This window comes from Primorskyibacter flagellatus (assembly GCF_900176485.1).
In the GTDB taxonomy this organism is placed as follows: Bacteria; Pseudomonadota; Alphaproteobacteria; order Rhodobacterales; family Rhodobacteraceae; genus Primorskyibacter; species Primorskyibacter flagellatus.
The window spans coordinates 181,319-201,775 of record NZ_FWYD01000005.1 but is presented as its reverse complement, the minus strand read 5'-3'; the positions used below and the strand labels follow the sequence as shown (position 1 = coordinate 201,775).

General features: G+C 58.2%; 20 protein-coding genes. 11 read left to right on the top strand and 9 right to left on the bottom strand.

Features of this window, described 5'->3' with window-relative positions; translation table 11 throughout:
* Both B8991_RS21715 and B8991_RS10265 read left to right on the top strand, forming a co-directional pair.
* A partial coding sequence (locus B8991_RS21715; RefSeq protein WP_218673208.1) for a hypothetical protein occupies positions 1-180 on the top strand: 180 nt, incomplete at its 5' end.
* Positions 181-765: 585 nt separating this feature from the next.
* Positions 766-1,215, top strand: a complete 450-nt coding sequence (locus B8991_RS10265; RefSeq protein ID WP_084352899.1) for a DUF302 domain-containing protein — start codon at positions 766-768, stop codon at positions 1,213-1,215.
* A gap of 173 nt (positions 1,216-1,388) precedes the next feature.
* Here the strand turns inward: B8991_RS10265 and clpB are convergent, their stop codons facing one another.
* On the bottom strand, positions 1,389-4,007 hold the full coding sequence (clpB, locus tag B8991_RS10260) for an ATP-dependent chaperone ClpB (protein ID WP_084352898.1): 2,619 nt from the start codon (positions 4,005-4,007) through the stop codon (positions 1,389-1,391).
* A gap of 364 nt (positions 4,008-4,371) precedes the next feature.
* Between clpB and pyrF the strand changes: the two genes are divergently transcribed.
* Positions 4,372-5,061, top strand: a complete 690-nt coding sequence (gene pyrF, locus B8991_RS10255) for an orotidine-5'-phosphate decarboxylase (protein ID WP_084352897.1) — start codon at positions 4,372-4,374, stop codon at positions 5,059-5,061.
* 83 nt (positions 5,062-5,144) lie between these two features.
* A complete protein-coding gene (locus B8991_RS10250) occupies positions 5,145-5,438 on the top strand; it encodes a hypothetical protein (RefSeq protein WP_084352896.1) in 294 nt (97 codons plus the stop codon).
* A gap of 15 nt (positions 5,439-5,453) precedes the next feature.
* On the opposite strand, the gene B8991_RS10245 is transcribed toward B8991_RS10250, so the two are convergent.
* On the bottom strand, positions 5,454-5,876 hold the full coding sequence (locus tag B8991_RS10245; RefSeq protein WP_084352895.1) for an NUDIX hydrolase: 423 nt from the start codon (positions 5,874-5,876) through the stop codon (positions 5,454-5,456).
* Between the two features lie 60 nt (positions 5,877-5,936).
* Between B8991_RS10245 and B8991_RS10240 the strand changes: the two genes are divergently transcribed.
* Positions 5,937-7,190, top strand: coding sequence for a DNA polymerase IV (locus B8991_RS10240; protein WP_084352894.1), 1,254 nt, complete (start codon positions 5,937-5,939; stop codon positions 7,188-7,190).
* A gap of 5 nt (positions 7,191-7,195) precedes the next feature.
* On the opposite strand, the gene B8991_RS10235 is transcribed toward B8991_RS10240, so the two are convergent.
* The 4 genes from B8991_RS10235 to B8991_RS10220 form a co-directional block, all read right to left on the bottom strand.
* Positions 7,196-7,513, bottom strand: a complete 318-nt coding sequence (locus B8991_RS10235) for a DUF3775 domain-containing protein (protein ID WP_084352893.1) — start codon at positions 7,511-7,513, stop codon at positions 7,196-7,198.
* 81 nt (positions 7,514-7,594) lie between these two features.
* A complete protein-coding gene (locus B8991_RS10230; protein WP_084352892.1) occupies positions 7,595-8,326 on the bottom strand; it encodes an SDR family NAD(P)-dependent oxidoreductase in 732 nt (243 codons plus the stop codon).
* The gene (locus B8991_RS10225) at positions 8,326-9,114 is read right to left on the bottom strand and encodes a DUF1365 domain-containing protein (RefSeq protein ID WP_084352891.1); all 789 of its coding nucleotides are present in this window, start codon (positions 9,112-9,114) and stop codon (positions 8,326-8,328) included. Before B8991_RS10225 ends, B8991_RS10230 begins: the two co-directional genes overlap by 1 nt.
* Entirely contained in the window at positions 9,111-10,406 is a 1,296-nt protein-coding gene (locus B8991_RS10220) for an NAD(P)/FAD-dependent oxidoreductase (RefSeq protein ID WP_084352890.1), read from the bottom strand. The genes B8991_RS10225 and B8991_RS10220 overlap by 4 nt, the downstream gene beginning before the upstream one ends.
* Positions 10,407-10,623: 217 nt before the next feature.
* On the opposite strand from B8991_RS10220, the gene B8991_RS10215 reads away from it, so the two are divergent.
* Positions 10,624-11,175 (top strand): sigma-70 family RNA polymerase sigma factor, encoded by a 552-nt coding sequence (locus tag B8991_RS10215; RefSeq protein ID WP_235866600.1) that lies wholly within the window; start codon positions 10,624-10,626, stop codon positions 11,173-11,175.
* A gap of 8 nt (positions 11,176-11,183) precedes the next feature.
* Positions 11,184-11,819: a ChrR family anti-sigma-E factor gene (locus B8991_RS10210; protein ID WP_235866599.1), complete on the top strand. Its 636-nt coding sequence runs from the start codon at positions 11,184-11,186 to the stop codon at positions 11,817-11,819.
* 78 nt (positions 11,820-11,897) lie between these two features.
* On the opposite strand, the gene dnaJ is transcribed toward B8991_RS10210, so the two are convergent.
* Positions 11,898-13,055 carry a molecular chaperone DnaJ gene (gene dnaJ, locus B8991_RS10205; RefSeq protein ID WP_084352887.1) on the bottom strand — a complete coding sequence of 386 codons (1,158 nt, stop codon included), beginning with the start codon at positions 13,053-13,055 and terminating at the stop codon, positions 11,898-11,900.
* A gap of 77 nt (positions 13,056-13,132) precedes the next feature.
* Positions 13,133-15,043, bottom strand: a complete 1,911-nt coding sequence (gene dnaK / locus B8991_RS10200; RefSeq protein WP_084352886.1) for a molecular chaperone DnaK — start codon at positions 15,041-15,043, stop codon at positions 13,133-13,135.
* Positions 15,044-15,266: 223 nt separating this feature from the next.
* Between dnaK and B8991_RS10195 the strand changes: the two genes are divergently transcribed.
* On the top strand, positions 15,267-15,872 hold the full coding sequence (locus tag B8991_RS10195) for an alpha-ketoglutarate-dependent dioxygenase AlkB family protein (protein ID WP_084352885.1): 606 nt from the start codon (positions 15,267-15,269) through the stop codon (positions 15,870-15,872).
* Between the two features lie 36 nt (positions 15,873-15,908).
* Here B8991_RS10195 and B8991_RS10190 read toward each other — a convergent pair whose 3' ends face one another.
* A complete protein-coding gene (locus B8991_RS10190; RefSeq protein ID WP_084352884.1) occupies positions 15,909-16,739 on the bottom strand; it encodes an ABC transporter permease in 831 nt (276 codons plus the stop codon).
* A gap of 141 nt (positions 16,740-16,880) precedes the next feature.
* On the opposite strand from B8991_RS10190, the gene cysQ reads away from it, so the two are divergent.
* The 3 genes from cysQ (at position 16,881) to B8991_RS10175 (ending at position 20,241) form a co-directional block, all read left to right on the top strand.
* Positions 16,881-17,678 carry a 3'(2'),5'-bisphosphate nucleotidase CysQ gene (gene cysQ / locus B8991_RS10185; protein WP_084352883.1) on the top strand — a complete coding sequence of 266 codons (798 nt, stop codon included), beginning with the start codon at positions 16,881-16,883 and terminating at the stop codon, positions 17,676-17,678.
* A 277-nt stretch (positions 17,679-17,955) separates the two neighbouring features.
* Positions 17,956-18,849 carry a UTP--glucose-1-phosphate uridylyltransferase GalU gene (gene galU / locus B8991_RS10180; protein WP_084352882.1) on the top strand — a complete coding sequence of 298 codons (894 nt, stop codon included), beginning with the start codon at positions 17,956-17,958 and terminating at the stop codon, positions 18,847-18,849.
* Positions 18,850-19,248: 399 nt separating this feature from the next.
* Positions 19,249-20,241 (top strand): glycosyltransferase family 2 protein, encoded by a 993-nt coding sequence (locus B8991_RS10175; protein WP_084352881.1) that lies wholly within the window; start codon positions 19,249-19,251, stop codon positions 20,239-20,241.
* The last annotated feature ends 216 nt before the right edge of the window (positions 20,242-20,457 follow it).

Genomic DNA, 20,457 nt, shown 5'->3' with positions numbered 1-20,457 from the left:
GGCGTCCCCTTGGTGCATCTCTGCGCCGCCGGTGAAGGGGGTTCTACGGCCAGTGCACAAAACCCGCAAGCACTTTCTTATAGAAAATATGGATTTTTTATGAATTTTTCCATTTCTCTTTATTTTCAATGCGTTGTGTTACCAAAAACTAGCTCAATCTGCGGCGTGGGCGCACGCTAGTGTCTCAAGGGCGCGGAGAGCGACCAAATGTAGTGGTCTCTACTAGCCAAACCACAATCCGCCATGATTCTGCGGCGCGGCATTGGCGACTCGGCCGAGTCGAAACGCCATGTATTTGCCCTCTCCGGCCACTGAGAGTGATTCATCGATTTGCAGCTGCTTACGGGTCAGCCTGTTTGCTGACACCGCGGTGGGATTATACACAGCGCCAGACAAACCAGAGGGCCGACAGAATACCCCGCAGGTAGACCGACCATAGCGGCAGTTTCCGTAGAAACCTGTTCACCAACCGACCGGACCCATCCTGAACCTGCCAGAGAAGTTCGCTGGCATACCTGGTTTGGGCATCGTCATTGGTCAGAGCTTCTTCGACAAGCTCATGTCAGCATAAAGCGAGGCGACCCTATCCCTTTAGCTGCCGTTCCGGACGGCAAGCGCAACCGCTCTATATCTCTGACGCTTCATTGCATTCTCGCCCCGCCCTTCCTGCTTGATCCTCGCCCCGGCATCCTCGACAGTGACTATCGGGCTGGACAAACCCGAACCAGCGGACAAGCTTGTCAAATGTGCAGAATGGAAAGAGCCATGATGAACTTCAATACGCTTCTGTTTGCCGCCGCCGCTTTGGCAGCCACTTCTGCTTTTGCGCAGGATGCGGTGACCTACACAGTCGAGCAAAGCTTCGACGATGTGACCTTCGGATTGGAAAGCGCGATTCTAGATGAAGGGCTGGTGATCGATTCCGTCAGTCATGTCGGTGAAATGCTGGAAAGAACCCGCGCTGATGTCGGATCGGATGTCGTTCTTTACACCAACGCCGACGTCGTGTCGTTCTGCTCTGCCGCGCTGTCGCGCCAAGTGATGGAGGCGGACCCGATGAACATTCAGTTCTGCCCCTACGATATCTTCGTCATGCAACGACCCGAGAGTCCTAACGAGACCACAATCGGCTATCGCAGTTTTCCCGACGGCCCGATGAAAGAAGTCGAAGCGCTTCTTGATCGCATCGCGCGTGCGGCCGTGGGAAAAGACTGATCCCATGAACAGCACAGCCCGCCAAGCGTCTCGGCGGGCTGTCTAGAAATGCACGAAGCAGTGCGCCTCTTGTCCAGTCCTTCGCAGCAAGGTCCCGGCTCGGGGGCCGGGACGCGACGTTTCAGACCTGACCGGCGTGCCCCGGACTTGATCCGGGGCCTTGCAGCCAGTCGTCAGTGGATAACGGCATCGTCAGGCTTGGGACGATTGGATGCGCCGATCCGGTCACCTATAATCAAGCCGTCGGCCCCAGCGCCCACCGATATTGCTGCACCTTCCACCACATCTCCTGCCAGGATCATTTCGGCCAGCGGGTCCTGCAAGGCGCGCTGAATCACCCGCTTCAACGGCCGCGCGCCAAAGACCGGATCATAGCCTTCGTCCGCCAGCCACTTCTTTGCTTCCGCGTCGACGGAGAGCGTGATTTTTCGACCAACCAGACGCTTGAGCAGACGTCGCAACTGGATTTCCACGATTTCGGTCATATCCTCGCGGGCAAGCCGGTCGAAAATGACTGTTTCGTCCAGACGGTTCAGGAATTCCGGGCGGAAATGGGCCCGCACCGCATCCATCACATCACGTCGCGCCGCACCGCTGTCAGCCCCTTCGGGTAATTGGCTGAGCGCCTGCGACCCCAGGTTCGACGTCAGAATGATCAGCGTTTGCTTGAAGTCCACGGTCCGGCCCTGACCATCGGTCAGCACACCATCATCGAGCACTTGCAAAAGGACGTTGAACACGTCCGGATGCGCCTTTTCGACCTCGTCGAACAGCACCACCTGATAGGGGCGCCTGCGCACGGCCTCGGTCAGAACACCGCCCTCGTCATAGCCGACATATCCCGGAGGCGCGCCGATCAGACGAGCGACCGAATGCTTTTCCATGAACTCCGACATATCGATGCGGACCATGGCGTTGTCATCGTCGAACAGGAACTCTGCCACGGCTTTGGTCAGTTCGGTCTTGCCGACACCGGTTGGCCCGAGGAACAGGAACGACCCAAGCGGACGATTTTCGTCATTAAGACCCGCACGCGCGCGGCGCACCGCGTTCGCAACCGCCTTGACCGCAGTGTTCTGGCCAACGACGCGGCGATGCAGGTCATCCTCCATCCGCAGCAGTTTTTCACGGTCGCCTTCCAGCATCTTCGAGGTCGGAATTCCGGTCCAGCGCTCGACCACTTGCGCGATCTGCTCGGGCCGCACGGCCTCTTCAACCATGACGCCGTCTTGCTGTTGCGTCTCGGCCGTTTCCAACTGCTTTTCAAGCTGGGGGATCACCCCGTAGGACAACTCACCGGCCTTTGCCAGATCACCGTTGCGCTTGGCAATCTCCAGATCCGCACGCGCGCGATCCAGCTGTTCCTTGATATCGCGGGCAGAGGCAAGCTTGTCGCGTTCGGCCTGCCAGTTCGCAGTCATTTCGGCGGATTGCTCTTGCAGGTCGGCCAGATCCTTTTCCAGCTTTTCCAACCGGTCGCGCGAAGCCTGATCGTCCTCTTGCTTCAGCGCCTCCGCCTCGATCTGCATTTGCAGAATGTTGCGGTCCAGTTGGTCCAACTCTTCCGGCTTGCTATCCACTTCCATACGCAAACGGCTGGCCGCTTCGTCCATCAGGTCGATGGCCTTGTCGGGCAGAAACCGATCGGTGATGTAGCGATGCGATAGCGTCGCGGCCGCCACCAGCGCGGCGTCCGAAATCCGCACCCCGTGGTGAAGCTCGTATTTCTCCTTGATGCCCCGCAGGATGGAGATCGTGTCTTCTTCCGTGGGTTCTTCAACCAAAAGCGGCTGGAAGCGACGGGCAAGGGCCGCGTCCTTTTCCACATGCTTGCGGTATTCATCCAGCGTCGTGGCACCGATACAGTGCAACTCGCCCCGCGCCAAAGCAGGCTTGAGCAGGTTGGAGGCATCCATCGCCCCATCTGCCTTGCCGGCCCCCACAAGCGTGTGCATCTCGTCGATGAACAGGATGATCTCGCCAGCGGCAGCGGTCACTTCGGACAGCACGGCCTTCAGGCGTTCCTCAAACTCACCACGATATTTCGCACCGGCAATCAGCGCGCCCATATCCAGCGACAGCAGGCTCTTGTTCCTCAGGCTTTCAGGCACGTCACCGTTGACGATGCGCAGCGCAAGTCCCTCGGCAATCGCGGTCTTACCGACGCCGGGCTCCCCGATCAAAACCGGGTTGTTCTTCGTCCGGCGGCTGAGAACCTGCATGGCGCGGCGAATTTCCTCGTCTCGGCCAATGATCGGATCAATTTTGCCCTCACGCGCACGCTCTGTCAGGTCGAGCGCATATTTCTTCAGCGCGTCATAGCCGTCTTCTGCCGAAGCACTGTCGGCGGTGCGGCCCTTCCGAATATCGTTGATGGCTTCGTTCAGCCCCTGCGGCGTCACGGACCCCGCTTCCAGCGCGGTTTTCGCGGCAGATTTCACCATCGCCAGTGCGGTCAGCATACGTTCAACAGGCACGAAACTGTCACCAGCTTTCGTGGCCAGTTTTTCGGCCTCGTCCAGAACCTTGCCGGTAGTGCTGTCCAGATAGACCTGACCCGCATCGCCGGAAACCTTTGGAATTTTTGACAGCGCCAGTTCCAAGGCTTCGACAACACGTTCAGGCGAACCACCCGAGCGTTTGATCAGGTTGCTCGCCAGCCCCTGATCGTCGTCCATCAATGCTTTCAGAATATGTTCCGGGCTCAGCCTTTGGTGGCTTTCCCGCATCGCGATCGTCTGCGCGGCTTGAATGAACCCGCGCGCGCGTTCCGTGAACTTCTCCAAGTTCATCGTCTCTCTCCTTCGTTAAGCGCCCATATCTCACCATGCCTGCAAGGCAGCACATGGCCTGTTTGGGCCTTCCACAATAAGGTGGCGTTACCGCCTCCCCGATTCAAGTCCCTCACCCCCCGAACATTGCATTTTTTGAATGTCATTTGAGGCATCTGTGAAAACTGAATGCGCCATCACGTCCCGGCCTTCACCTGCGTGCAGCCCCGGCGCACCGGGCCGAACTTTGTTGCAGGAAGACTGCGCTGCCAATCGTAATATTCTGGTGTCGCAACACCGATCCTCGCCACTTTGTCGAAGCACGCTTGACCTTCGACCTGACGTACCGGAAAAGACCCAAACCCCCATGTGAAAGGCTTGCCCCATGTCCGATGACCGCTTGATCGTCGCCCTTGACGTACCCAACGCCCTGATGGGGCTGGAACTGGCGAAAACGCTTGGGGATACCGTGTCGTTCTACAAGATCGGGCTGGGCATGCTGACAGGTGGCGGCCTGGCACTGGCCAACGAGCTTAAACAGGAACACGGCAAACGTATTTTCCTTGATATGAAACTGTTCGACATCGGTGCCACGGTCGAGGCAGCGGTACGCGGACTGTCCCAGTTCGACCTCGATTTCCTGACCGTGCATGGCGACCCGCATGTGGTCCGCGCGGCGCGCGAAGGCGCTGCGGGCAGCGATATGAAGATCCTGGCAGTCACCATCCTGACGTCGCTTGATCGCGCCGATCTGGATGCCTCCCTTATCCGGGCGGGCGATATGTCCGATCTGGTGGCAGAACGCGCCGGGCGGGCCTTCGAGGCGGGTGCCGATGGCGTCATCAGCAGCCCGCACGAAGCGGCTGTGGTTCGTGCGCTGCCCGAAGCGAGCGGCCGGTTGATCGTGACGCCGGGCGTGCGGCCGACAGGCACCGACAAAGGCGACCAAAAACGCATCGCCACGCCGCGAAGCGCCATTGACGCAGGGGCCGATCACATCGTCGTCGGTCGCCCAGTCTGGCAAGCCGAGGATCCAGCGAAATCCGCGCGCAAGATCGTGGCAGAGCTGGCCTAGGAAGGCCAAACCGACCGTATCGGGAACAAATTCGACCGAATGGGAGTTATTGCATCACAATCAAGGCTCAGGAGGCCGGTACGATGCAAAACCCTCTCGCCCAGATCAGCGAAGTGACCTACAACGCTGCCAGCCAGTGTTTCGAGGCTGTCGTGACCCTGCATATTGGCAGTGCCCTTGTCCACATCGCCAGCGCATTTCATGCGCCCATGAATACATCATTCAAAATTATTTCCGGCGGATTGACCCGTATCGCGTTACGCGACATGGAGAATGGAAATGCGCTTCTGTCGCGCCGCGTCGCCCGTGCCGCAACACGCTACGAACAGGAAACCCCACGCTGGAAGACCCAACTGTCGGGACAGCGCGCTGCCTGACTGCCACGCACCGGTCTAAGTCTTTGAGCGCCAGTCTAAATAACGCGCAAGTTGATCGCGGAAATGCGGGATGGCGTCGGAACGACTAAGAAATTCGCTCGGTTCAATCAGACCCCAGCCCAACCCCTCGTCGCCAAACACGATGTCGGCTGCGGCCTTAGCTGGCATGTGTGCAACAAAGAACCAGACCCGGCCATGGGGCCGCTGATGAGAATTACGCCACACAATTTCGGCCGGATCGATCATCAACCCAACCTCCTCACGCGTCTCGCGTAACGCGCAGGTTTCAGGTGCCTCCCCATCCTCGCGCCCACCGCCCGGCCAATCAAGGTATCCGGGCCAGGGAATTCCCTTGGTGTGGTCGCGGCGGATAACAAGCAATTGCTCTCCGATAAACAGGATAAGCTTTGCCCCACTGAAATTCGTATCGTCTGGCATGTCACTTCTGCTAAAAGGGCGCTGTACCGCTGATAGCAAGCCCTACCCGGAAATACGACCATGCCCGCGCTATGCCGTGACTGTCTGACCCGTTTTGACGCCGGACCGCGCTGTGCGGCCTGTCACAGCCGTCGCGTTGTGCAGAATCCAGAGCTGTTCGAACTGTCGATCGCTCATATGGATTGCGATGCCTTCTACGCCAGCGTCGAAAAGCGCGACAATCCAGAGTTGGAAGGCAAGCCCCTTATTATCGGCGGGGGACGGCGGGGCGTGGTGTCCACCGCGTGCTATATCGCGCGGATCAAGGGCGTCCGGTCTGCGATGCCGATGTTTCAGGCGCTGAAACTTTGCCCGGAGGCTATTGTCGTCAAGCCCCGTATGTCCGCCTATGTTGATGCCAGCCGCGCAATCCGCGCGATGATGGATGAATTGACCCCGACCATCGAACCGCTTTCACTGGACGAGGCATTTCTGGACCTGACTGGCACCGAACGTCTGCATGGCGCTCCGCCTGCGGTTATGCTGGCCCGCCTGATCCGGCGGATGCGGAACGAACTGGGACTGACCGGATCCATCGGGCTGTCGCATAACAAATTCCTCGCCAAGCTCGCCTCTGATCTCGACAAACCGCACGGGTTTTCGGTGATCGACAAGGCCGGGACGCAGGCATTTTTGCGGCCGCGCCCGGTGCGCCTGATCTGGGGCGTGGGGCAAGTTGCGCAAGCCGCTCTCGACAAGGCGGGCATTCACACATTTGACGACCTGCTGCGCTGGGACCGGCGCGACCTGCACGCGCGCTTCGGGTCCATGGGCGACAGGCTTTGGCATCTGGCGCGGGGCGAGGACCATCGTCGGATTTCGGCCCACAGTCCGATGAAGTCGATCTCGAACGAAACCACGTTCAATGAGGACACGTCCGACCCGGATATTCTTGACGGCCACCTGTGGAGGATGTCGGAAAAAGTGGCGGACCGCGCCAAGGCAAAGGCAATGGCCGGGCGCACTGTAACACTTAAACTCAAACGAGCGGATTTTTCGCTGATCTCGCGGCGGGTTACGCTGCGCGACGCCACGCAAATGGCCGATACGATCTATCGCACCGCGCGAGGACTGTTCGATCAGGTCGGCAGCGTCGGGCCCTACCGGCTGATCGGCGCAGGCATTTCCGACCTCTGCCCGGAAGCAGACGCCGACCGAGCGCCAGACTTGTTGGATCCGACAGCCGCGCAACGCGGACAGGCCGAGCGCGCGACCGACCGCATTCGCGCACGCTTCGGCCCCGACGCCATTGTCAAAGGGCGTGCGCTGCGCTGAGCCGACTACATCACCTCGTCTTCCTCGTCGGTTGCCGAGATGCCTAGTGCTTCCAACCCGTTTTCCAGATTATCAGACAGATGCGGCGTTCCGATCAGGTAGTCGGCGGTCGGTGTGGTGGCCTCTTGTTTTGCGGTTTGGATCGCCTCTTGCAGATCCTCCACCTCGAAACTGCCGCGTCCTATCCACATGACCGCCACCAGTTCCGCCTGCTCATCCTCGTTCAGCGCGTCGATGAAGGCCCGCAATTCAGCTTCGGCGCGGCCAAGTTCCCGCGACATGACGATGATTTGCGCGACCTTTCGGGTGCTTATGTCCAACATGGCGCATCTCCTCTTTTCCTGCATCTACCCCAGACTGGTGCGCAAAGCCTGCGCCTGTCCTTGATCCTGCGCAAGATGAGCCTACCCGAAAATACGGAAATACAGCCAATCAGGCATCAACTGGCTGCCGCGGAACACCATAGAGAACAGCCACGGAAAGCTGCGCTTGAAGGCGCGGCTGTTCATATGCGCAAAGACCTGATCCGCCGCCTCGTCAGGCTCCATCAAGAAAGGCATGTCGAAATCGTTCTTGTCGGTCAGCCGCGTCCGGATGAAACCGGGATTGGTGACTTGCACCTCGACGCCCGTCTTGCGCAGATCGCATCGCATCGATTCCGCCAGCGCAAGGATGCCCGCCTTTGACGCGGAATAGCCTATGGCACCCGGCAGCCCGCGAAAGGCCGACAGGCTGGCCGTCAGAACGATATGCCCCGCCCCCCGATCAACCATCTGCGGCACGACTCGGCCCAAAACGCGGAATTGTCCGGTAAAGTTCACATCCGCCATGGCAATCCCGTGATCGTGGTCCCACTCCTTTGCGTCCATCGGCCAATAGACACCTGCAAGAAACACCATCCCGTCGATGACGCCAATCGCTTCGACGGCGGCGTCCACAGAGGTTTGATCGGCAACATCCACCACCTGCACCTGCGTCGCACCGGACAGTTCAACGGCCAGTTTCTGCAATGGCTCTTCTCGGCGGCCCGACAAGATCAAGTCTGCCCCTGCTTCACTCATCTTGAAGGCAAGCGCGCGGCCCAACCCTTCGGATGCACCGATGATCCAATAGCGTTTGCCCGCCCAATCCCGCATCAGGAGACCGTCCTGTCTTGATTGGGGTGCATCTGGGCAGACACATCTTGATCCGGCGGCGCGGGACGGTTTCGGTATCTTGCCCCTTTCCACCACAGCTTTAGCGCCTGCCAGTGGATCAGGCCCAGAACCCGCCGGGACCCGAACGGCCGCCGCAGACAGGCCGCGAGAATACCGCGATTGGTCAACCGTTGACGTGGGCCAGTCAAGGTGGCGACCAAGCCGCCATTTCCGGTCAGGTAGTCGATCCAGATGCCGATCCGATCTTCGCGGATGTCGAAGCGAAACGTATAGCTTCCCTCGACCGGCTGAAACGGCGAGACATGCAACAGCTTTGCCGCAGGCAATCGGTCCTGCGACGTGATCGCTGCACCGTCCTCGCGCCTGACCAGATAACTGTGTCGGTCGCCGAACGTGTTGGTCACCTCGGCGATAACTGCACATATGCCGCCAGATGCATCGTGGCACAGCCAAAAACTGACCGGATTGAAGACATGCCCCAGCACACGCGGCTGCGTCAGCAACAGCACCCGCCCCGGCAGGTCCAGATCATGCGCCGCCAACACCTCGCGGACCCATTCCGCACCCCGCCCCTGCTTGGGAAAACCGCCATGATCGCTTGCATGCAACGACGTCAGGTTGCCCCGGCCCAGCGAAAACAAAGCAGGCATTTGCGCTGCGTGCTCGGGATCAAGAAGCACATAGTCCACCGAATATCTAAAGGCGTTCTCCACCCCGCCCTTGCGACTGTGGAACGTATGGCCGGGGATATGATCGACGTGTTTCATGCGGCCTGTTCGACCGCATCGCGCGCACGGATCGCCTCGCTGACATCAAGCGCGGATTTCAACCCGTCCTCATGGAAACCGTGCCGCATCCAGGCACCGGTAAACCACGTTCTGCGGGTTCCGTTCATCGCGCGCACCTCTTCTTGAGCCTTCAACGCGGGAAGATCAAAGACAGGATGGCGCAACGTGGTCTGATCATAAATCAACTCCTCGCGGATCGGACGGGTCGAATTCAACGTCACGAACATCGGATCTTCCTGCGGGATCGGCTGGAGGCTGTTCATCCAATAGGTCAGATCGATCCGGTCAAAGTCCCGACGGGCATCCTCGGCGTAATTCCACGAAGACCAACACGCCCGCCTACGCGGCATGATAGCCGTATCCGCGTGCAAGGTCACCTGATTGGGCTGATAGCGGATCGCACCCAAGGCCGCTTGTTCCTGCGGGGTGGCATCCGACAGCAGCCTGAGCGTATCGTCGGAATGGGTGGCAAAGATCACATCGTCAAAGATTTCCCATTCACCGCCTTCGGCACGAATCTCGACGCCAAAGGCGGTGCGCCTCACACCGGCAACCGGCGTGGACGGGCGCGGGGTCACGGCACGGCTGCGCAACGAGCGTTCGAGACGCCGAACGTATTCCACAGATCCGCCCTTCACCGTCCACCATTGATGCTGTCCGGTGTGGCTAAGCAAGGCATGATTCTCGAAAAACTGGATCAGCGCATGTGCCGGAAAATCGAGTATCTTGTCGGTCGGGGTGGACCAGATCGCGCCTGACAAGGGCAGCAGATAGTAATCGCGAAACCAGTCGCCGGTTTTCAACTCTGTCAGAAAATCGCCCAACGGCTGGCTTCTGTCAGTGGCAGCGTCCAAAGCGCGCGCATTGAAGCGCATGATGTCGCGCACCATTCCGATGAAGCGCGGCTTCAAAAGATTCGATCGCTGAGCAAACAGCGCAGCCATATTACCCAGCCCGTATTCCATCGCACCGCCGTCCAGCGAGGCACCGAAGCTCATGTTGCTTTTCACGACGGGCACGTCGAGTCGTGCGAACAGCTTTGTCAGCGTCGGGTAGTTGGCATAGTTAAAAACGATAAACCCGGTGTCGACCGGCTGATCCCCGTTTCGACCGGCAACGATGGTCCGCGCGTGGCCGCCCAGTTTTTCACCAGCTTCGAACAGCGTCACCCGGTTATCGTCGGCAAGAAAATGCGCGGCCCCTATTCCAGAGATACCGGCCCCGATCACGGCGATGTTTCCTGGGCGTGCCGTACTAGCTTCGAAGGGCATCAAATTTCCTGTCGTTCAAGTTGTCTACAGGCTTGTTACGGCTCGCCTTCGCGATTGGATGTAAAGAAAAATCCGCAATGTTGATCCGACCGACACTGACAAGCGTATTCATGGCATGTTAAGCAACGCTGAACACTCAAGGCCGCAGCCAAAGCACGTCTGTTTCACGCAGATGCCACAAGCTGCGCATCCAGTTACGACGCCGGAGAAGATTTGCGTGAAAGGGACAAAGCGCAGCAACGCGACCGACTGGGTAGATCATGTGCGGCGCATTCGTGACCGTCAGGATCAGCAGGCGTTCCGCGAGTTGTTTGAGCATTTCGCGCCGCGCGTGAAAGGGTTCGTGATGCGGGGCGGCACCGATGCCGCCTTTGCAGAAGAATGCGCGCAGGACGTGATGGCCACGCTCTGGCGCAAGGCGCACCTGTTCGACCCCAGTCGCGCCAGCGTGTCGACATGGGTTTTCACGATTGCACGGAACCGCAAGATTGACCTGATCCGCAAGCAACGCCGCCCGGAACCCGAAGATCTGACCTGGGGACCCGAGGCCGAACCGGACCAAGCCGACGTTCTGGGACTGCAACAGGAAACCGAAGAACTGGGGCGCGCGATCGCCGCCTTACCCGAAAAACAGCGCAACTTGATCGAAAAAGCGTATTTTGGCGATCTCAGCCACAGCGAGATCGCAGAGCAAACCGGCCTTCCGCTTGGCACGATCAAATCTCGCATAAGACTGGCGCTCGACCGTTTGCGCCACGCAATGAAATGACCACGACGATGATAAAACACCATATACCCGATGATCTGCTGATGCGTTATGCGGCGGGCACGCTGCCCGAAGCGTTTGATCTGATCATTGCCGCGCATATTTCTATGTGCGACGAATGCCGCGCGTCGGCCGAAAGCCTTGATGCCATCGGTGGAAACCTGATCGATAGCTGCGGCACGCAGGCCATGTCGGATGACAGCTTCACCCGGACGCTCGACCTGATCGGGTCTGACGCGTCCATCCCGCCCCGTCGCAACAGTGATCCGTCATTGCCTGTGCCATTGGCCGATTACGTTGGCGGGTCGCTCGCATCGGTGAAATGGCGTCCAGTCGGGATGGGCGTGAAGCAGGCGATTCTGCCTACAGGCCCAGAGGCTACGGCACGATTGCTGTTCATTCCGGCGGGCACGGCAGTGCCGGATCATGGCCATTCGGGGACAGAGCTGACCTTGGTTCTGCAAGGCGCGTTCGAAGATGCGACCGCGCGATTCGAGAAGGGCGACGTGGAAACTGCCGATGCTGATCTGGAGCACACGCCGATAGCCGACATCTCCGAGGATTGCATCTGCCTGGCCGTCACCGACGCCCCGTTGCGGTTCAAGGGTTGGTTGCCGCGCCTTGCGCAGCCTTTCCTCAAGATCTGATCCTGCACCGCCCGGCGTACAAAAAAACCGGCAAAGGGCTATGCCCTTGCCGGCTGTTCTATTTGTTGGACGGCTGATTCAGCCCTTCATCGAATCCCAGAAGTTCTTGACCGATTTGAAGAACGTCGAAGATTCTGGGTTGTTCTCTTCGCTCAGGTTTTCAAACTCGCGCAGAAGTTCCTTTTGACGGCTGGTCAGGTTAACCGGCGTCTCAACTGCAAGCTCGATGAACATGTCACCGGCAGAACCGCCCCGCAAACCGGGCATTCCTTTGCTGCGCAACCGCATCTGCCGTCCGGATTGGCTGCCTGACGGAATTTTGACGCGGCTGCGTCCGCCGTCGATTGTCGGCACCTCAATATCCCCACCAAGTGCTGCTGCGGTCATTGAAACCGGAACCCGGCAAAACAGATTATTTCCTTCGCGCTGGAAAATATCATGCGCCGACACTTCGATGAAGATGTACAGATCACCCGGAGGCCCGCCGCGCAGGCCCGCCTCGCCCTCACCTGCCAACCGAATACGGGTGCCCGTTTCGACGCCCGCAGGAATATTGACGCTCAGCGCGCGCTCTTTCTGAAGACGCCCGTTGCCGCCGCATGTGGTGCAGGGGTTCTTGATAATCTGGCCCAGACCGGAACAGGTTGGGCAGGCGCGCTCGACCGTGAAGAAACCTTGCTGTGCGCGGACTTTGCCCATACCGGAACAGGTCGGGCACGTCGTCGGCTCTGCACCGCCTTCGGCACCTGATCCACTGCAAGACCCACATTGCACCGAAGTCGGCACATTGATGGTTTTCTGCAATCCATTGAAGGCTTCTTCCAGCGTGACGCGCAGGTTGTAGCGCAGATCCGCACCACGGGCCGCGCGCTGTCGACCACCACGGCCACCACCGTTGCCCATGAAATCGCCAAAGAGATCATCGAATACATCCGAAAAGGCGCTGGCAAAATCACCCTGCTGGCCGGAGTGGAAGCCGCCGGGCCGTCCGCCACCGCCGCCCATGCCACCTTCGAAGGCGGCGTGGCCGAAGCGGTCATAGGCCGCCTTTTTCTCGGCGTCCTTCAGGACCTCATAGGCCTCGTTCACTTCTTTGAACTGGCCTTCTGACTCGGGATTGTCGGCGTTGCGATCGGGATGCAGTTCCTTGGCCTTACTGCGATAGGCCTTCTTGATCTCGTCCGCAGCAGCGCCCTTCTTGATCCCGAGAACATCATAATAGTCGCGTTTCGACATTGTCGTTCTCCTTATCGCGGAACGAAACGGGCCGGCCCGATGTCCGGACCGGCCCCGAATGTTCCGCAGGCGCGGCCTTAGGCCCGCTTGCTGTCGTCAAGATCCTCAAAGTCGGCATCCACGATATCATCGTCGGCACCGCCTGCATCATCAGCAGCAGAAGGACCGTCTTCACCGGCTTCCTGACTGGCCTTGTAGATCGCTTCACCCAGCTTCATCGCAGCTTCGGTAACGTTCTGGATACCCGATTTAATCTTATCCGCGTTTTCGGTTTCCATTTCGTCTTTCAGCGCGGCAATGGCCAACTCGATCGCCTCGACAGTTGTCGGATCAACCTTGTCGGAATGCTCTTCCACCGATTTCTCGGTCGAGTGGATGAGGCTTTCGGCCTGGTTCTTCGCCTCGACAAGCTCCTTACGGGCCTTGTCTGATTCGGCGTTTTCTTCGGCTTCGTTCACCATCTTCTCGATGTCGGCATCCGACAAGCCACCCGATGCCTGAATGGTGATCTTGTGCTCTTTGTTGGTGCCCTTGTCTTTGGCAGACACGGACACGATACCGTTCGCGTCGATGTCGAAGGTCACTTCGATCTGGGGCAAGCCGCGCGGCGCGGGAGGAATATCCTCAAGGTTGAACTGGCCAAGGATCTTGTTGTCGGCCGCCATCTCACGCTCGCCTTGGAACACCCGAATTGTCACGGCATTCTGGTTGTCCTCGGCGGTCGAGAAGACCTGGCTTTTCTTCGTCGGGATCGTGGTGTTGCGGTCGATCAGACGGGTGAACACGCCACCCAGCGTTTCGATGCCCAGCGACAGCGGAGTCACGTCGAGCAGCACAACGTCCTTGACGTCTCCCTGAAGAACACCGGCCTGAATGGCGGCACCCATGGCGACGACCTCATCCGGGTTCACCCCCTTATGCGGCTCTTTCCCGAAGAATTTGGTGACTTCCTCGATCACTTTCGGCATGCGCGTCATACCACCAACCAGAACGACTTCGTCGATCTCGGACGTGGCGATACCGGCATCTTTCAACGCAGCGGCGCAGGGCTTCATCGATGCTTTGATCAGATCACCCACAAGGCTTTCCAGCTTCGCGCGGGTCATCTTCATCACCATGTGAAGCGGCTGACCGTTGGCGCCCATCGAGATGAACGGCTGGTTGATCTCTGTCTGGCTGGAGCTGGACAGTTCGATCTTCGCCTTTTCAGCCGCCTCTTTCAGGCGCTGAAGGGCCATCTTGTCTTTGGTCAGATCGACCTGATGCTCTTTCTTGAACGCATCCGCCAGATAGTTGACGATCCGCATGTCAAAGTCTTCACCACCAAGGAACGTATCGCCATTGGTCGATTTAACTTCAAACAGACCGTCGTCGATTTCCAGGATGGTCACGTCAAACGTACCGCCGCCAAGGTCATAGACCGCGATAGTGCGCGCTTCTTTCTTGTCGAGACCGTATGCCAGCGCAGCGGCTGTCGGCTCGTTGATGATCCGCAGCACTTCAAGACCGGCGATTTTGCCCGCATCCTTGGTGGCCTGACGCTGGGCGTCGTTGAAGTAGGCAGGCACGGTAATCACGGCTTGCGTGACGTCTTCGCCAAGATAGGATTCGGCGGTCTCTTTCATCTTTTGCAGAATGAAGGCCGAAAGCTGGCTGGGCGAATATTTCTCGCCTTTGGCGCGCACCCAAGCGTCGCCGTTACCGCCATCGATCACTTCGAACGGCATATTCTTGCGGTCTTTGGCCAAATCCGCGTCGTCATTCCGACGACCGACCAGACGCTTGACGCCGAAAACGGTGTTTTCAGGGTTGGTGACGGCCTGCCGTTTCGCGGACTGACCCACGAGGCGCTCGTCATCTGTAAACGCGACGATCGACGGCGTGGTGCGCGCACCTTCCGCATTCTCGATCACGCGTGGCTGCGATCCATCCATGATGGCGACGCAGCTGTTGGTGGTTCCAAGGTCGATACCAATAACTTTGGCCATGTTGCGATCCCTTTCTTATTCAAGGCGATGACACGAGGTCAGGACCCTTTATGGCATCCCTGCCCCGTTGGTGTGTAACGCGCCAGAGTTGGCCACCCTGACCCGCGCTTCGCAGGGTATATAAGGAGGCACAATTGACGCTGCAAGCGCCGCAAACCCGGTCATCCAGCAAATTTTTCGGATTTCCGTTGCGCGAGAGCATCCAACGGGGCGAAATACCGGCATGGAACCCTCGCTTACCTTGCGCGGCATTGACGTCTACCGCAGCTATCTGGACCGCCCAGAGCAGGCGGCGCTGGTCGACGACATCCGCGGCATCGTCACAGCAGCGCCCCTGTTTTCACCGGAAACCCGCTGGGGCAAGAAAATGTCAGTGCGCATGACGTCAGCAGGGCGATTCGGCTGGATTTCCGATCGAAGCGGCTACCGCTACGCCGCAAAGCATCCGAACGGCGAGGCATGGCCACCGATCCCTGAACGCGTGTTGGACATATGGCAGGCTTTGGCGAACAACCACCGCCTGCCCGAATGCTGCTTGGTCAACTGGTACGGCGAGGGTGCGCGGATGGGATTGCATCAGGACCGTGACGAAGCCGACTTCAGCTTTCCCGTCCTGTCAGTATCGCTGGGCGATGAAGGCCTGTTCCGGGTCGGCACGGATGCACGCAAAGGCCCGACAGAATCTTTCTGGCTGCGTTCCGGTGATGTGGTGGTGATGGGCGGAGCGGCGCGCCTGACATATCACGGCGTGGACCGGATACGCTTTGGTTCTTCGACACTTCTTCCGCAGGGCGGACGGATCAACCTGACGCTACGGGTCGTGACGTGATCGAGATGACCGCAGCCGTGAAGAATTCCGATATGGTTACCTGCGTGCCGCCCAGGAGGCTGAGGCTTTCTTGCGAGTATAGAACTCTCCCATAAGGCCGATCACCATCAGCACAGCCCCAAGGATAAACGCGTATTCCCAGTTGGAGTTACGCGGATTGTAGTTGATGAAAGCATAGCCTCGGGATTGGTCGATGGCATGGAACAACGGGTTCCAGTCGAAAAGTTTCAGCATCGCTGGCGGCAGGGTGTTGGCCACGAACATCTTGCCCGAAGCAATCATGTTGGCGCGTTGGTAAATCGTGCTGATGATGCTGACAGGTGTCGGGAACCACGGTCGCAGCGCCAGAAACACCATGCCGATCGCCGCGCCGGTAAACCAGGCCAACAGCAACATTGCCATACACCCGACGGGATCGTGAATATCCTCAAGCAAGTCCGGATTGACCAGAACGTCATAGGCAAACAGTATAACGAACAATGACAGAATCTGAATATACAGCGCCGAAACCATCGCTGAACAGATCACGATGGCGGTGTTCATCGGCGCATGCTGCATCATCGGACTTGTCGGTCCCTCTGCTCCCGATACCGCGCCCAGTGTCTTCACATGGGTCATGAACAGGAAAACCCCTGTCATAATATAGACCATGAAGTCGCCCGAGATACCGGCACCGCGCAATCCCAGGATGATGAACATGAAATAGAACGCCATCACGAAAATGATCGTCTGAAGCATGTTGATCAACAGCGCCATAAACGCATTGCCGTGCGTCTTGCGCACCGATCTGACGCTGCCGTGATAAATCAGCTCTGCAATATTGATGGCGGATCCGAAAGTGGACCGCGGCTTGGATTGTTGAAACATCGGCACACTGCTCCGGGTCGGGGGAACGCTAGGTGTCTGGACTTCTTGCCGTTCCGCCTGCGCGCTATCATAAAGGGCCAGACCCTGCTAATCAATTAATCCGCCCAACATTTGCATGCCGGTGGCCGAAGGAGACTGGAATTGAACTACGAAACTCTGACCCGCGTGATGCGCAAACTGTCGCTCGAAGCCGGCGATCTGATTATGGACATCTACAACGCCGACGATTTCGGCGTGAAGGTCAAATCCGATGACAGCCCGGTCACAGCGGCAGATGAGGCGGCGGACGCGCATATCTCTGCGGGCCTGCGAGAAGCGTTTCCCGATGTCGCGCTGGTCACCGAAGAACAGGCCGCAAGCCATTCTGTCGACGCGCGGACCTTTCTGATCGTCGATCCGCTGGACGGCACAAAGGAATTCATCAACCGCCGGGGGGATTTCACCGTGAACATCGCGCTGGTTGAAAACGGCGTGCCCACGCGCGGCGTCGTCTATGCGCCGGCAAAGGGGCGCCTGTTCTATACCGCCTCCACCGGTGTTTCGGTTGAAGAGACCGGTGCGTTCGACAAGGACGAGGCAGGCGAAACCACCCAGATGAGCGTTACAACACCCGATAATGACGGATTGATGATCGTCGCGTCTAAATCGCATCGTGATCAGGCAACCGATGACTATATTGGCAAATACAACGTCAAGGACATGACCAGCGCCGGATCCTCTCTGAAATTCTGCCTTGTCGCAACTGGCGAGGCTGACATTTACCCGCGCCTTGGACGCACGATGGAATGGGACACGGCTGCCGGGCACGCCGTTTTAGCCGGGGCAGGCGGGCGCGTCGTGCGTTTTGATGACCACACCCCGCTGGCTTATGGCAAGGATGGGTTTGCCAATCCGTTCTTCATTGCCTACGCCCCCGGCGTGACCCTGCAAGACGCCTGAAAACAGAACGTCGGCGGAGCGCATGCATGTCCCGCCGACGTTCTTTTGGGGCACCACGCGCTTGCCATGCCTGCGCATTTCATATCTTCACCTATGTGTCGTGACGCCGAAACAATAATCCCCGTTGCGTCAAATGCGCGCAAAATGCTCCGCAATTCCCCTGAAACCAAGGTAATTGCGGTAGTTTTTCAGTATGAATGTTAGGTATTTCTAGTCTAAGAAGTGTTCGAAACAATTTTTGACGTTATGTGACGTTGCCCAGATCAGGAGAAACGGTATGCGAAACAAGGTTACCAAAGCGATTTTCCCGGTTGCTGGACTTGGCACACGATTTCTGCCCGCAACGAAGTCTGTACCGAAAGAGATCATGACATTGGTCGATCGCCCGCTGATCCAATACGCTATTGACGAAGCGCGCGCCGCCGGGATCAAAGAATTCATCTTCGTGACCTCACGCGGCAAAGGCGCGCTGGAGGATTACTTCGATCAGGCACCGCAATTGGAAAGCGAGCTTCGCAAGAAGGGCAAGACAGAGCTGTTGGACGTGCTGAAAAGCACCAATATGGAATCTGGGGCGATCGCCTATCTGCGTCAACACAAGGCGCTTGGGCTTGGTCATGCTGTGTGGTGCGCCCGCCGCCTGATCGGAAATGAACCTTTCGCTGTGATGCTGCCCGACGACGTGATCGCTGCTGAAAAACCCTGCCTCCAGCAGATGGTAGAGGCCTATGAAGAGGTTGGCGGGAATATGGTCGCGGCGATGGAGGTTCCTCGGGACAAGGCCAGCTCCTACGGTGTGCTCGACATTCAGGAAGACATGGGCGCGATGGTATCGGTCAAAGGCATGGTCGAGAAACCCGACCCTGGCACGGAGCCGTCAAACCTTGCTGTTATCGGTCGTTACATTCTTACACCTAACGTACTAGGTAATCTCAATAAAATGCGCGCAGGTTCCGGCGGAGAAATTCAGCTTACCGACGCCATTGCCCAGGAGATCGGGAACGACGACGGCGTCTACGGCTTCCGCTTTCGCGGGCAGCGCTTTGATTGCGGCTCCAAGGCTGGTTTCCTGCAAGCGACCGTTTCATTCGGCCTTGCCCGTGATGATTTGAAGGACGACCTCCGCCGCTTCCTGACGCAAGTTGTGGCAACGGAGAAAGCCGCCGAGTAGCCCGTCTTGGCACCTGCCCGCATAGACGATGAGGCGGCCGCGACATTATTCTCCCGCGATGGCTTTGGGCTTCGTGTTGCAGGACACAGTTGGGCTTGACGGCAGCGCCCCCAGAGGCTTGCGGACAAGTCACCTTAGGCAATCGGGCGATCCTGATTGTCCGCACCGAACTTTGAAAGCGGCTTTCATTCACTGCAACGCAGGGTGGCGGGATCATGGGCGCTTACTTTTTTGTAAGCTGAGACGCACTACCCTCTCACGAGACAGTTGTTTGAACTAAACTGGTCCTTAATACGAAATCAGGCGACAGCTCAATGTGGTCAGAAGCGGTCGACAACAGGACGGAGCGGTCATCCGGAAAGGTGGAATGTGGGCCGACAGACGTGGCAAGATCTTTGGATGGGCTACAAGCTGCGCTGGAAACGCCGCAGGCTGCTGCTTCGGGCGCTGCGCAAAAGGCGTCAAATGCGGTGCGTTGCTGATCGCACTGGCACCATTGTCTCCACCGACATTCTGCTATTTGCCACGGTGCGAAACGAAGCGCTGCGGCTGCCCTTCTTTCTGGAGCATTATCGTAAGCTTGGCGTCGCGCATTTTCTGATCGTCGACAATGGCAGCACCGATGAAACCCAAGACCTGTTGGCCAATCAATCTGATGTGTCGCTTTGGCAAACGACCGCCAGTTATCGTCTGTCACGCTTTGGTCTCGACTGGCTGACATGGCTTATGGCGTGTCACGGTCATGGTCATTGGTGCCTGACGGTCGATGCTGACGAAATTCTGATCTACCCGAACTGGGAAACACGCCCACTGCCCGCGCTGACGGAATGGTTGGACGAATGCCAAACTCCATCATTTGCTGCGATGATGTTGGATATGTATCCAAAAGGCCGCGTTGATACCTACAGTTATGCGCCGGGGCAGGATCCGTTGGAGATTGTGCCGTGGTTCGACCACGGCAATTACCGGATCCAGATGCAGCCGCATTTGAGAAATCTGTGGATTCAAGGCGGTGTCCGCGCGCGAAAGTTCTTCGCCGACACACCGCAACGCGCGCCTACAATGAACAAGACGCCGCTTGTCCGCTGGCACCGACGCTATGCCTATCTGAACTCGACTCATGCGCTGTTGCCGCGCCGTCTGAACCAGGTCTATGGCGAGGCGGAAATCCTGTCGGGGCTGCTGCTTCACACCAAGTTTCTCGATACGATCGTCCAGAAGTCCGAAGAAGAGAAGGCGCGCCAGGAACACTTCAACAACAGCGCAGTCTATGAAGACTACTATGAGGCATTGATGCAGGCCCCTGATCTTTGGTGCGAGCATTCAACCCGCTACATCAGTTGGCGCCACATGGAGGCACTGGGCCTCATGTCGCGCGGCAACTGGATGTGAGACGCAACAGGTTTACGAGCCGTCGCGATATGCCTATGTTTTGAATTAACAATACCAGAATGGCCGTTCTGCCCCCAACCAAAGCGGTTCTTAACTTGTTAAGTCAAATACGACAGTGCGTTAATCAGTGCAGAGTAGAAGGAGAGCGGCGGCGTGAAACTGTCGCCATGAGGGGCATGAATTGAAGTTGATCAATTCATATCGGCGGCGATTGAA

What these genes read in the sequence shown, in the direction of transcription:
- B8991_RS10265 (WP_084352899.1), top strand. Translation starts at nt 766, where the DNA reads ATGATGAACTTCAATACGCTTCTGTTTGCCGCCGCCGCTTTGGCAGCC.
- clpB (WP_084352898.1), bottom strand. Translation starts at nt 4,007, where the DNA reads ATGAACTTGGAGAAGTTCACGGAACGCGCGCGCGGGTTCATTCAAGCC.
- pyrF (WP_084352897.1), top strand. Translation starts at nt 4,372, where the DNA reads ATGTCCGATGACCGCTTGATCGTCGCCCTTGACGTACCCAACGCCCTG.
- B8991_RS10250 (WP_084352896.1), top strand. Translation starts at nt 5,145, where the DNA reads ATGCAAAACCCTCTCGCCCAGATCAGCGAAGTGACCTACAACGCTGCC.
- B8991_RS10245 (WP_084352895.1), bottom strand. Translation starts at nt 5,876, where the DNA reads ATGCCAGACGATACGAATTTCAGTGGGGCAAAGCTTATCCTGTTTATC.
- B8991_RS10240 (WP_084352894.1), top strand. Translation starts at nt 5,937, where the DNA reads ATGCCCGCGCTATGCCGTGACTGTCTGACCCGTTTTGACGCCGGACCG.
- B8991_RS10235 (WP_084352893.1), bottom strand. Translation starts at nt 7,513, where the DNA reads ATGTTGGACATAAGCACCCGAAAGGTCGCGCAAATCATCGTCATGTCG.
- B8991_RS10230 (WP_084352892.1), bottom strand. Translation starts at nt 8,326, where the DNA reads ATGCGGGATTGGGCGGGCAAACGCTATTGGATCATCGGTGCATCCGAA.
- B8991_RS10225 (WP_084352891.1), bottom strand. Translation starts at nt 9,114, where the DNA reads ATGAAACACGTCGATCATATCCCCGGCCATACGTTCCACAGTCGCAAG.
- B8991_RS10220 (WP_084352890.1), bottom strand. Translation starts at nt 10,406, where the DNA reads ATGCCCTTCGAAGCTAGTACGGCACGCCCAGGAAACATCGCCGTGATC.
- B8991_RS10210 (WP_235866599.1), top strand. Translation starts at nt 11,184, where the DNA reads ATGATAAAACACCATATACCCGATGATCTGCTGATGCGTTATGCGGCG.
- dnaJ (WP_084352887.1), bottom strand. Translation starts at nt 13,055, where the DNA reads ATGTCGAAACGCGACTATTATGATGTTCTCGGGATCAAGAAGGGCGCT.
- dnaK (WP_084352886.1), bottom strand. Translation starts at nt 15,043, where the DNA reads ATGGCCAAAGTTATTGGTATCGACCTTGGAACCACCAACAGCTGCGTC.
- B8991_RS10195 (WP_084352885.1), top strand. Translation starts at nt 15,267, where the DNA reads ATGGAACCCTCGCTTACCTTGCGCGGCATTGACGTCTACCGCAGCTAT.
- B8991_RS10190 (WP_084352884.1), bottom strand. Translation starts at nt 16,739, where the DNA reads ATGTTTCAACAATCCAAGCCGCGGTCCACTTTCGGATCCGCCATCAAT.
- galU (WP_084352882.1), top strand. Translation starts at nt 17,956, where the DNA reads ATGCGAAACAAGGTTACCAAAGCGATTTTCCCGGTTGCTGGACTTGGC.
- B8991_RS10175 (WP_084352881.1), top strand. Translation starts at nt 19,249, where the DNA reads ATGGGCTACAAGCTGCGCTGGAAACGCCGCAGGCTGCTGCTTCGGGCG.